This is a genomic window from Paenibacillus whitsoniae (assembly GCF_003955665.1).
In the GTDB taxonomy this organism is placed as follows: domain Bacteria; phylum Bacillota; class Bacilli; order Paenibacillales; family NBRC-103111; genus Paenibacillus_E; species Paenibacillus_E whitsoniae.
In genome coordinates this window covers 66,201-78,027 of the sequence record NZ_RXHU01000005.1, presented here as the reverse complement: position 1 = coordinate 78,027, position 11,827 = coordinate 66,201, and the positions used below count along the sequence as shown (strand labels likewise).

The window sequence follows — 11,827 nt, the reverse complement described above, 5'->3', positions numbered from 1 at the left end:
CTTTCTTGACAGAAGAGCAGAAATACAGGATTCCACTGTGGATTGCCTCATACTGGGCAAATTTGATGTAGGTTTTGCAGGTAAACTTCAACGCTCCTGTCAACAATGCTCCCAACCCCAACCGAACCCCAACCGCAACCCCAACCGCAACTACAACCGCAACTACAACCGCAACCGCAACCGAACCGCAACCGCAGCCACAACAGCAACCGCAACAGCAACCGAAACCGCAGTTAACTCTCACCACTCCCACCAAAACTAGCTAACCTTCCGTACGCTCCGCCAATCAAGCCCAAATCTTAACTACTCTAACCCTCACCACCCCACGTTCATGAAGCATTCTGCAGTCTTAGATCAACCGTCTACCCCTCCATCCAGCAGCAGAAAAGCAGCCGCAACCGATAACCCGGCTACAACTGCTCCTGATGCATGCGACGGAAATCCGACGGCGTCACGCCCGTTTCCTTCTTAAAAATCCGGTTAAACGACCGGTAATTCTCGAAGCCGATGGATTCGGCGATTTCGAACGTTTTTTGGTCGGTGGTGAGCAGCAGCAGCTTCGCCTTCTCTACCCGCAGTCGGGTCACATACTGGACGAAGCTTTCGCCCGTCGTCTTCTTAAACATGGAGCTGAAATACGGCACGCTGTAGTTGATCGACTCCGCCAACTCTTCCAGCTTATACGGGTAGCTGAGATCCTCGTGCATCCGCTGAATCATGCGGGAAATCGACGCATCGATCGTCTTCCCGTCCCCCTGCAGCCCTTGCAGTCTGCGGAAAAAAAGAAACGTCGTATCGTGCACGTCGTGGAACGTCTGGCACTGCTCCAGCTTCTTGCGGAACGCCGCTTCCAGCTCCGCCGCGGCCTCGGAATCAGCCGTAAAATGGCTGATGTCCAGAAACACGCGCAGATACAGAGATTTGATCTGCTCCGGGTCCCAGCGCTGCTCCATCGCCTGCCGGAAGAAGGAGCTGCGCTCCTGCTCCAGGGCGGCTGCGCTGCGGAGCGGCTCCAGCAGCGCCTGCTTCAAGATCTTGATCCACAGCCGGCTGAAATGCTCCGGCACATGCTGGAAGCCGGCGAGCTCCGCCCACTCCGTGCGGGCTATCACCGCCTGGCTGCGGTAAAAGAATGGATACGCCGCCGTTACCAGCTTTTTCAGCTCGGGCAGCTGTGCCGCAAGCCCGTGCTCGAAGGTGAACTCGAGCCCGAGGGCGCTCATTTTCAAATACAGCGTGAACGCCTGCACGATGTGCGCCAGCAGCCCAGACGCAGGCGCTTGCGCTTGCGCCACTCCGCCGGCTGGCGCGTAGATCGCGAAGAATCGCCCTTTGTCCAGCGCGATGACTTTATTCGGCCCGCAGTCGCCGAGCAGCTCCTTGAGCACGTTGACGCCGGCGAACTGCCACAGTTTCAGCTCCTCCTGCTGATCGATCGAGAAGCGCAGGGAACTGCGGTCGAGCTCGAGCAGCAGCGCATGCACGCGCCCGCTGCGAACTGGAATTTGCGCGGATTCCAGGCTTTGCAGCCAAGCCGCCTCGTCTTCAGGCGAACGAAGCATGTTTAGAAACGTGCTGCGCTCGATTTCCATTTCGCTCGCCCGCACCTTTTGCTCCAGCTGCAGCTGCTTTTCCCGGCTCTCGTCCTGCGAAACGGCCTGCCGGGCCAGCCCTTCCATCGTGCGGGGGAGCAGCTCGGGGTCCGAGAGGCAGTCGTCCTTGATCAGATAGGCGGCAGCTTTGAGCTGGATTGCCTGCTGCGCGTAATGAAAGTCCTTATGGGACGTCAAAATAACGGCCTGCGGCACTCCCTCGCCGCTTTGCTCGATCTCATGCAGCATATCCAGACCGCTCATGCCGGGCATCGTAATGTCGGTGACGATGAGCTGAGGCTTATGCCGCCGAAACAGCTCCAGCCCCTCACCGCCGTCCTCGGCCTCACCGACCAGTGTAAACAAGCCGTCGCTATAGGCTTCGATCATATGGCGGAACACCGTTCTTGCTGGGATTTCATCTTCAACGAGAAGAACTTTAACCATGTGGCCCCTCCTTCAGACGTACAGTATCAGCAGGAAGCATGAAGCGGATGAGCAAACCGCCGCTGGCCACCGCCGATAGCTGCACCTGCGCCTCCTTGCCGAACATGAGCTTCATGCGGAGCCAAACGTTCTTGAGGCCGATATTGTCGCCAATCTGCTCCTGCTGCAGATGAATACGCAGCTTCTCCAACTGCTCCTCGTCCAGCCCCACGCCGTTATCTTCAACCTCGATGATCACTGCTGCAGGCTCAGCACTCTCATGCGAATACACCCGCAAATAAATGTGTCCTTCCGCCATTTTCTTCGGGAGAATCCCGTGGAACACGGCATTTTCAATCAGCGGCTGCAAGCCCAGCTTCGGAATCGACATACGTTCCAGCGGCGCTTCAATCTCGGCGTGAAGCTGGGTCTGGTACTTGTACCGCATGTTGAGGAGCGCGATATAGTCCTGCACGTACTCTATTTCCTGCTGGAGCTGTACATGTTGATCATAATTCTCCATACTATAGCGCAGCAGTGAGACGAATTTGCCCATCAGCGTGTTAATATTGTCGTAATCCTTCAGCATCGCGAACATGCGAATCGTATTCAGCGTGTTATACATAAAATGCGGGTTAATCTGCGACTGCAGCGCCCGAATCTCCAGCTTGCGCTTCATATCCTCAGACTCCTGCTGTTCCGACAGCAGCTCCTGGATGCGGACGGCCATCGTGTTGAGCATGCGTCCCAGGTCGCCGATTTCATTGGGGGCAAAATGGGTGACGCGCGCTTCAAAATTCCCCTTTTTGATGGCGTCGACCTGCCGCTTAACGGCTTGCAAAGGCCGATACAATTGGTAGCCAAAGCCGATAACGGATAGGCCGCCGATGGTCACAAGGGCAATCAGAAAATAGGTGACCGTGCGCCGGATAATCTCCGCGCTTCGCGTCAGTTCCTGAGACGGGATCTCCGAGATCACGATCCAGCTGTCGAATGTTTTCGTCTGCTTGACGGAGACGATGGACGTGCCCATTTCGAGCTGATTCGGCTTGCCGAGCTCCGCCCAGCGGGATAGGATGCTGCGCGTCCGCGCATCGTCCCGGCTACGCTCCAGCTTGCTCGTTGTCGCAATGGTCACGCCGCTTGGCGTCAGCAGCGACACGGAGCCGAGCGAACCGAGCTGAATGTTCTCGATCTGCCGTTGGAACTGCGTGTTGTTCATGGAAATCAGCAGCACCCCGCGCAAATCCTCGAACGTATCGAACGGGATGCGCGCGATATAGTAGGTGGAATTTTGCAAAATCGGCACATTCGGATGCGTGCTTTTGTCCAGAAACAGGGAGGAGCCGCACTTTGAAAGGAACTCCTCAATGAGCGGTCTGAACTTGGAGCCCTCCAGCGTTGAGGGAGCCTCGTCGGATGACAAGACTTCATCCGTTGCTGCCGAATACACCTGCAGCCCTTCGACGTTCCCGATTACGGCGGAAGCGGTACTGAGTACCGCAATCAGATCTTTTTTGCGAACAACCTCCTCGTAGTACTGGCTGGATGGAGACACCAGCGCGCTTTGGATGGAGGAAATGCGGGAATACTGCTCACTAAGCTCCCGGAACCGGGACATGGTCAGCTCGATTCGGTCTACGACCTGATTGACGAGCTGGGCGTTCAGCCGATTGACCTGGCTTTCCACCGTCGAACTGGAGACAGTCACGGAAATGTAGGACAATACAATGAGCGGGATAAGCGAGACGGCCAGCATGACCAGAATCATTTTGATATAGAAGCTGCGGGTTAGAAAGCCGAAAAATGGCGACATCATGGTGCCGATCACATCCGTTACGCGAGTAATTGACGCCTTCCGCGCTATGCGGGGGCTTTTTTCGATTATAGTACAAGGGACTGTCCGGAGATACCGATTTACCGGCATATCTTAAAAACGGTGACACTTTCCCTCATTTTCGACATGTTCTTGCCTTCCGGTGATCTCTATAATTCGAACTGTACCACAACTGACGCGTTAGAAAAAACGAAAAGGGGAATGAACGTATGACTAGCAAAAAAACGCTTGTACCCGTGCTCGCGGCAACCGTGCTGCTGACAACGGTGCTGGCTGGATGTTCCAGCGGTTCCAGCAATACCGGAAGTACACCCGGAGCAGGGCAAGCCTCCCAAGCTCCTGCGGCTGCGCCGACGACCATTAAAGCCATGACGATTCTGTTCGGCAATCCGCCCTCAACAGATAATAACAAAGCGAAAGAAGATCTGGAGAAAAGAGGCAACGTGAAGCTCGACGTGACGTTCGTTCCTTCCGAGGCTTACAAAGACAAGCTCTCCGTCGCCGTTTCCGCAGGTGATTCTTATGACCTGCTGCTGATGGAAGGCGGCAAAGACGACAAATATACGAACCTGGTCAAAATGGGCGCGTTCCATGATTTGACCCCTTATATCGAGAAGACGAAAAATCTGAAACAGATTGATTCCGTCATTTGGAACACCACCAAGGTGCAGGGCAAGATTTATGGCGTTCCGCGACCTCGTGGCCTGTATGGCGGCGGCGACGGCAACCTGATTATCCGGAAGGATTGGCTGGACAAATACAATCTGGCGATGCCGAAAACGCTGGATGACTTAACGAAGGTGCTGCAAGTGTTCAAGGAAAAAGATCCGGCAGGCGGCGGAAAAACAATTCCGCTCTCCGTCTTTGCGGTTGACGGCATCGGCTCGCCGGGGCCGTTCGCAGGTACGAATCCGATGCAATATGCGTTCGGCGTGCCGAACACATGGAAGTTGGATAACGGCAAGCCGGTTCGCGACTTCCAGACGCCGGAGTACAAAACGTACCTCGATTGGATGAAAGATATATGGAGCAAAGGCTTGATCGATAAAGATGCGCCGGTTCTGAAAAACCAACAACAATCCCGCAGCAAATTCCTGGCTGGTGTGGCTGGTGTCTTTGCGGGGAATGCGAGTGACTTGGTGGAAACCAACGTTACGAAGTTGAAGCAGGTGGACCCGAATGCCGAGATCGCAGCAGTTGATCTGTTAGAAGGGCCGGGCGGCAAGAAAGGCGTTCCGATCACAGGCGGATACTACGGGCTGTGGGTGATTCCAAGCTCGGTGCCGAAGGAGAAAGTCCAGAAAATCGTCGACTTCCTGGACTTTAGCGCCTCCGAGGAGAACGCCGTGTTCGGCAAGGCAGGCATTATCGGTGTGCATTCCTCTGAAATGAAGGATGGGGTGGCGGTGCAAACCGAGGATCAAAAGAAGCTCTATGATTTGGAGAAACCATCGACATTCGTGCTGCAAAACAAATTCGATCCGTACGTGTACGCGACATCGAAAGACCAAGCGATTTTGAAAGTGCAAAAAGCGCTGCTTGACGTGATCAGCAAAGCCGGTGTCGAGAATCCGTTCCTGAGCTATAACTCGCAGGTGGCAAGCAAGAATCCGGACAGCTATAAGAAAATGAGCGCAATCATGACGAAGTATGTCCTTGGCGAGAGCAAGTGGGACGACGTTCAGAAGGAAATCGATGCTTGGACGAGCGGCCTGGGCGCGCAGATTACGAAAGAGCTTCAAGACCAATACAACGAAGATCATAAATAGCAAGACCACGGGGGCTTGAACGGCCCCCTTTATTTTCGCTAAAGGAGGAGAAAGGCTTGGAGAGAACGATACGGCTTCATCGACCCAAACGATTCAAACAACTGTGGCCTTTTTACGTGCTGGCTGCGCCGGGCCTGCTTTACTTCATTATTTTTCATTATGCGCCCATGTGGGGGCTCGTGCTCGCATTCAAGGACTACAGCCCGTTTCGGGGCGTATGGGACAGCCCTTGGGTTGGCCTTGAAAATTTCAGAACATTTTTCAGTACATCGGACTTTTACATCCTTTTAAAAAATACGCTGCTGATTTCCTTCCTCAATCTGTTTATTTATTTCCCGTTTACGATTCTGCTTTCCATTATGCTGCACGAATTGCGGCTTCAAGTGTTCAAACGGATTTCCCAAACTATCGTCTATCTCCCGCATTTCCTATCGTGGGTTGTCATATACGGCATTACGATTTCGTTCTTCGGCCCATCCGGGGTCATTAATCACTATCTGGAACAATGGATGAACACCAATGCGCTGTTCCTCGTGAGCAACGATTGGTTCCGTCCTTTGATCGTGCTGCAATCCATCTGGAAGGATGCGGGCTGGGGAACAATTATTTTCCTGGCTGCGCTTGCTGGCATTAATCCCGAGCTGTATGAGGCGGCCAAGGTTGACGGCGCAAACCGTTTTCATAATATTCGGCATATCACCCTGCCTGGGATCAAAAGCACAATCGTCATCCTGCTGCTCCTCAAGCTGGGTTCGTCGCTGGATTCGAACTTCATGCAGATTTTCCTCATGACGAACTCCCTGAATCTTGAGGTTTCCAATGTGTTCGACCTCTTCGTGTACCATATCGGCTTGGAGCAGTTCAATTACAGCTTCGCGATCACCGTCGGCATGTTCAAATCAGTGGCCAGCCTGATTCTCGTACTTGGCGCCAACTACGCAGCCAAGCTGCTGGGCGAAGACGGCATTTTCTAGAGAGGAGACGACAACATGAAAGCACGTGTAACCTGGTTCGACAGTATCTTGACCGTGATCATCGTTCTGATCTCCTTGACGGTGCTGCTGCCTTTTCTGTACATTATCGCGGTTTCGTTCAGCCCGCCCGGTGACTCCTTGGCCGGGAACTTCTACATTTGGCCGTCGCATTGGACGCTGGATGCTTACAGCTATTTATTTCATGCGCAAACCTTCCTGAAGTCGATTCAAAACTCCGTCATCATTACGGTGCTGGGCACCTGTATCAACTTGCTCGTGTCAATTACGCTCAGCTACGCCTTGTCCAAAAAAATCATGCCGGGCCGCCGCGCCATGCTGCTGTTCATTTTCTTCACGATGATTTTCCATGGCGGTATGATTCCGAGCTATCTCGTGGTTAAAAGCTTAGGGCTGCTCGACACCTACTGGGCGATCATCCTGCCTGCGGCGTCGAGCGCGTTTAACGTGCTCGTCATTCGCTCCTTTTTCCAGAGCTTGCCTGAGAGCCTGGACGAGGCAGCGCGAATTGACGGTGCGGGGGAGTTCCGCATTCTGTTCTCTGTCGTGATTCCGTTGTCGAAGCCGATCATTGCGACGTTTACGCTCTTTTTCATGGTGCAGTATTGGAATGAGTTCTTCTCGGCCGTCATTTATTTGAATGACACGAACTCTTGGCCGATTCAGCCGCTGCTGCGGCAAATGGTGGCGATCAGCGCCTCCAACATTTCGGCGGATGCTGCGCTGGACGCCCAATTGGCGGTCAACCTGGGGCCGAACGTGCAGAACGCCGCGATCCTGCTGGCGATGCTGCCGATCGTTGCGGTGTATCCGTTTCTGCAGAAATACTTTGCCAAAGGGGCCATGCTTGGCTCCATCAAAGAATAAGAAGGTGGAGTGCGTGATCGGGATTTGTCGCTGCCACCGCTTGGCGTGGGCGGCAGGGTTCTGTCGCCAATGAGGGGCACAGGAGTGTTGGAGCCGCCGGCGGGATGCCGGCGGTTTTTTTGGCATAGCGGCCGGCGTATACTGAAGCGGCCCGGCCGGTCGCGGGCGCACGCGCTCTGGGAAGCGACGGCGCTGTGGGCCGAGGTTGACGGCGGGTGAGACGGCAGTTGCCGTCATCGAAGTTTTGTCCCGAATTTTGTTGCTTTAGTGTTGACCGACTGAGCGCAAGCTAGAACCATAGTTGCCACAGCTAACGGTTGCGGTAGAGCTTATTTGCCCAAAAAGGAGGCATGACAAGCTGTAACGGTTATGACAGCGGCTATTTGTCCGAAATGCCATCATTTCACTCAGAATTTAGGCAAATAAGCGCTGTGGCAACCGCTGCATTTGGAAATGAAGCTTTTTATAGCAAATAGGCGCTGTGACAACCGTTAAGTTAACCCCCCCTAGCGCGTGTTTAGTCCGTTATCTATAACGAGCGTCGGCGATATGGGATTTCAGCGGGGAAGCCCCCCATTTTATGCTAAAATAGGGGGAGAGGATGGATGAGGAGGAACACACTGAAATGAAAACAACGGCAACGTTTGCTATGGGCGAGCTGCTTTATCATAACGCTTTAGCTAGTGAAGAAGATGTAAGGGGATTCAAAATGGAAGGCGAAGCTGTCCTGAGCTTTCCGCTCGGGCGTATGCGCATGGAGAATCTGCTCGATCCAAAGCTGGGACAGCAATCGAACTTTGTGTTCTGGTGCCCGGAGGAGTTTCCGGATAACATCGCGATCACATGGGAGTTTTGGCCGATTCGGGAGCCGGGCTTGTGTGTGTTCTTTTTCGCGGCCAGGGGTGCCGGAGGCGAGGATCTTTTCGACGACAACCTTCAGCTACGGCAAGGTCCTTACGATCACTATCACCATGGCGACATCAATGCCTACCATATTTCGTATTTTCGGCGCAAGTATGAGAGCGAGCGGAGCTTCCAGTTGTGCAACTTACGCAAAAGCTACGGCTTCCACCTCGTCGCGCAAGGCGCCGACCCGATTCCGACAGTGGCGGATGCGCAGGGGCCATACCAGATAAAAGTGGTCAAATGGGGGCGGGAGATTCACTTTTTCATCAACGATTTGCCGATTTTTCAGTGGGAAGATGATGGCGAAACGTTCGGGCAGGTGCTGAAAGGCGGAAAAGTCGGCTTCCGGCAGATGGCGCCGCTCATAGCGGAATATGCAAATTTGCGGGTGCATCGGGTGGAAAAGTCGTAACCATCCCTCACCCGGGGCGTATGTATGAGTAAAAGGAGGCGAGAGCAGTGCAGCTATATTTTCGCGATAACATGTTTAATGCCGGGGTAACGGAAATTCTGGATGAGCAGCAAGCCGTGGTTGGCCATTTGGATCTGAAGAGCGCGTTTGGCTCGTCGATTCATGTATATGGGTCGCGAGATGAGTTACTGTGCAGCGGCAAGTTCAGGTTTTTCTCAAGTAAGTGGGTCATCACGGACGGGAATGACGATGAGCTAGGCGTGCTTCGGAGCCGATTTACGTTTTTCTCTAAAAAGTATACGTATGAGAAAGACGGGCGGGGGAGCTTTGACATCGAGTCGCCTGCGTTTTCCAAAGAGTATGAGGTCATGGACGAGTCTGGCGCGTTGGTTGCGCGGTTTGAGAAGGTGAGCCGCTGGTTCTCGTCCGGCGCTTATTTGCTGGATACCCATAGTGACCGGCTGGACGCCTACGAGCTGCTCGCCGTGATCATGGGCATTCATGAGATTCAGAAGCATACCAATACGGCGGCCGGCGGGGCCACGTGACGAGAGGCGAAGCCAGGCATGAAGCAAAAAATAGCGTACGACAATCCTATTCCTATCAATGCTTTCCAGTGGACGCCCAAAACGTACCCGGAGCCGCTTCACTTCCACACCAGTCTCGAAATCGGTTATTGCCGGGAGGGGCGGGGGCAGTTTATTTTTGAAAGCAAGCTATATGAGGTGCGCAAGGGCGATGTCTTTATCGTCAATAACACCGAGCTGCATATTGCCCAGTCGGATGCGCGCGATCCGAGCCGTTATATTTTTATTAATTTTGACCCGAGTCTGTTTCTGGAAGAAGATGAAAAGCTGCTGTTACCCTTTGCCTACCGGTCGGAACGCTTCGAGAATCATATTGCCGCCGGCACACTGCTCGCGCAGCAAGTCGGGGTGCTGATTCAGCAGATTTTTGAAGAGTTGAACGCCAAAGCGGAGGGCTACCTTACGGTATCCCGCTGCAAATTGCTGGAGCTGGGGGTTCTTCTGCTGCGTCACTATCGAAGCGGGCTCAGCAGCGAGCAGTGGCTCAAAATGTCCGCCTCGCAGCGTGAGATTAAGGAAATGCTCCTTTTTGTCAAGGAGCGGTTCCTTGATCCGATTCAGCTCACGGATGTGGCTGCGCATGTAGGCTGGAGTACGGCGCGGACAAGCCGCTTTTTCAAGGAGCATACGGGCAGCAGCTTTGTGAATTATGTGACCGGGCTGCGCATCAGCGAAGCGAAGAAACAGCTTGTCACGAGCCTCGATAGCGTCGCGGATATTAGTTTTTCCAGCGGATTTCAGAGCTTGGCTTCGTTCTACCGTGCCTTTCATGCAGATACCGGCATCTCCCCGCAGGAGTATCGAAAACAATTTGGCGTGAAGCAATTATTTTGAGAAGTGTGAAGGAAATTGAGAAGATTCGGCAAGGCCCAGTCCGTATAATCAGCTTAAAATCTTAGATCAAAGGTGGTTTTACGATGGCTGGCTGGGAAGCGTTAAAAGAAATCGTGCAACTGGAAATTGTGCAAAGGGGAGAAGAGGGCTGTGATGTCAGCGGGTTTCACGACCTACGGGCTGCAGCCGGGGACGATCAAGCGAAGCTGATGGGGGTCTATCAGCAGTTGATGGCACTGGAAATCGGTGAGGATTTTCCTTATCAAGAGCCTTCGGACCTGCCCAGCATTCGTGCGCTGCGGCCGGAGGGACCGCGCCAATTGGCAGCGGATCATTCGGAAGCCGAGTGGCGCAACCGTTTTCAAGGAGCGTGGCTTGGCCGAAGCATCGGGTGTGCTTTGGGTAAACCGCTGGAATGCGGTCCCTTCATGGCGGGCAGCGAGGGAAGACCCGGTTGGAAAAATGTTGAGCTTTGGTTCAAAGGCGCCGACGCTTGGCCAATTCGCGGATACACGCCGGAGAGCTCGCGGGCGTCCGCCGAGTATGATTTGAAATTGAGTGTGTGGTGCAAGAAAAGTATGAAGGAACATATTCAGTTTATGGAAACTGACGATGATATCCGGTATACCGTGTTAGGGTTAATTCTGCTGGAAAAACAAGGATTGGATTTCGATAGTTGGGATATCGGCAAGCTGTGGCATATGTATCTTAGCTACCAGCAAGTATGTACAGCCGAGACGCAAGCGTATTTGAATTTCGCTCAAGTTACTTCGCATATGAAAGGTGAAAAGACGCCGGATTGGGCCGAGAAGAGTGAATGGGTCCGCACATGGTTGAATCCGTACCGCGAGTGGATTGGCGCTCAAATCAGAGCCGATGGTCTGGCTTACGGTGCGGCGGGAAATCCGCAGCTTGCAGCGGAACTAGCCTGGCGGGATGCCTCTTTTTCACATGTGAAGAACGGTATTTATGGGGAAATGTTTGTGGCAGCCATGATTGCAGCAGCTTTCCACGAAACGGATAATGAGCGCATTGTGGAAATTGGACTTAGCGAGATTCCAAGCAACTGCCGACTGGCGCACGATATACGCAAAGCGGTTGATATTGCACGCAGTGCGGTTGATCAATTGGATTTGGTCGACCGGATCTGGGAGGCATTCAAGCAGTATCATTGCGTTCACACCAATAATAATGCAGCTTTAGTCGCTGCGGCGCTCATCTTTGCGAAGGATGATTTTGAACTCGCTATTACGACGGCGGTGCTTGGCGGTTGGGATACGGACTGCAACGGCGCTACCGTAGGATCCATTATGGGGGCTAAGCTAGGCGGAGATAAGCTTCCGGCTTCTTGGGCGGATCCACTTCACGATACGCTGTACTCCGAGGTGAGAGGGTTCCATCCGATTGCAATTTCGGAATGCGCGGATCGCAGCTATGAGGTGTTTAAGAAGGTGTCTGCGGCGTATGGGGCAGGGCGCAGTTCTTTGTAGATTGTGACTTGAACTATTTCTTTGCCACTCTTAGCGACCACTCGGGCAAACAAAGCGATCATCGTGTCTTTTCATATGTCCAGTTCGAGGCGTGACGGAAAGCATGACAACACCA

Annotated in this window: 11 protein-coding genes; 9 read left to right on the top strand and 2 right to left on the bottom strand. The window is 53.5% G+C overall.

The window, feature by feature from the left end; genetic code table 11:
* A partial coding sequence (locus tag EJQ19_RS32130; RefSeq protein ID WP_206438345.1) for a hypothetical protein occupies window positions 1-262 on the top strand: 262 nt, incomplete at its 5' end.
* A gap of 148 nt (window positions 263-410) precedes the next feature.
* Here EJQ19_RS32130 and EJQ19_RS01155 read toward each other — a convergent pair.
* Both EJQ19_RS01155 and EJQ19_RS01150 read right to left on the bottom strand, forming a co-directional pair.
* Entirely contained in the window at window positions 411-2,039 is a 1,629-nt protein-coding gene (locus tag EJQ19_RS01155; protein WP_126139378.1) for a helix-turn-helix domain-containing protein, read from the bottom strand.
* The gene (locus EJQ19_RS01150; protein WP_164716251.1) at window positions 2,032-3,837 is read right to left on the bottom strand and encodes a cache domain-containing sensor histidine kinase; all 1,806 of its coding nucleotides are present in this window, start codon (window positions 3,835-3,837) and stop codon (window positions 2,032-2,034) included. Before EJQ19_RS01150 ends, EJQ19_RS01155 begins: the two co-directional genes overlap by 8 nt.
* A gap of 227 nt (window positions 3,838-4,064) precedes the next feature.
* Between EJQ19_RS01150 and EJQ19_RS01145 the strand changes: the two genes are divergently transcribed.
* The 8 genes from EJQ19_RS01145 to EJQ19_RS01115 all read left to right on the top strand — a co-directional run bounded on the left by EJQ19_RS01145 (window position 4,065) and on the right by EJQ19_RS01115 (window position 11,712).
* The gene (locus EJQ19_RS01145; protein WP_126139376.1) at window positions 4,065-5,624 is read left to right on the top strand and encodes an extracellular solute-binding protein; all 1,560 of its coding nucleotides are present in this window, start codon (window positions 4,065-4,067) and stop codon (window positions 5,622-5,624) included.
* Window positions 5,625-5,680: 56 nt separating this feature from the next.
* Window positions 5,681-6,598: an ABC transporter permease gene (locus tag EJQ19_RS01140; protein WP_164716250.1), complete on the top strand. Its 918-nt coding sequence runs from the start codon at window positions 5,681-5,683 to the stop codon at window positions 6,596-6,598.
* 15 nt (window positions 6,599-6,613) lie between these two features.
* On the top strand, window positions 6,614-7,483 hold the full coding sequence (locus EJQ19_RS01135; RefSeq protein WP_126139375.1) for a carbohydrate ABC transporter permease: 870 nt from the start codon (window positions 6,614-6,616) through the stop codon (window positions 7,481-7,483).
* A 69-nt stretch (window positions 7,484-7,552) separates the two neighbouring features.
* Window positions 7,553-7,702 (top strand): hypothetical protein, encoded by a 150-nt coding sequence (locus EJQ19_RS31660; RefSeq protein WP_164716249.1) that lies wholly within the window; start codon window positions 7,553-7,555, stop codon window positions 7,700-7,702.
* Window positions 7,703-8,108: 406 nt separating this feature from the next.
* Window positions 8,109-8,801 carry a DUF1961 family protein gene (locus EJQ19_RS01130; protein ID WP_126139374.1) on the top strand — a complete coding sequence of 231 codons (693 nt, stop codon included), beginning with the start codon at window positions 8,109-8,111 and terminating at the stop codon, window positions 8,799-8,801.
* 47 nt (window positions 8,802-8,848) lie between these two features.
* A complete protein-coding gene (locus tag EJQ19_RS01125) occupies window positions 8,849-9,349 on the top strand; it encodes an LURP-one-related family protein (RefSeq protein ID WP_126139373.1) in 501 nt (166 codons plus the stop codon).
* A gap of 18 nt (window positions 9,350-9,367) precedes the next feature.
* A complete protein-coding gene (locus EJQ19_RS01120; protein ID WP_126139372.1) occupies window positions 9,368-10,222 on the top strand; it encodes a helix-turn-helix domain-containing protein in 855 nt (284 codons plus the stop codon).
* A gap of 83 nt (window positions 10,223-10,305) precedes the next feature.
* The gene (locus EJQ19_RS01115) at window positions 10,306-11,712 is read left to right on the top strand and encodes an ADP-ribosylglycohydrolase family protein (RefSeq protein ID WP_126139371.1); all 1,407 of its coding nucleotides are present in this window, start codon (window positions 10,306-10,308) and stop codon (window positions 11,710-11,712) included.
* Window positions 11,713-11,827 lie beyond the last annotated feature (115 nt).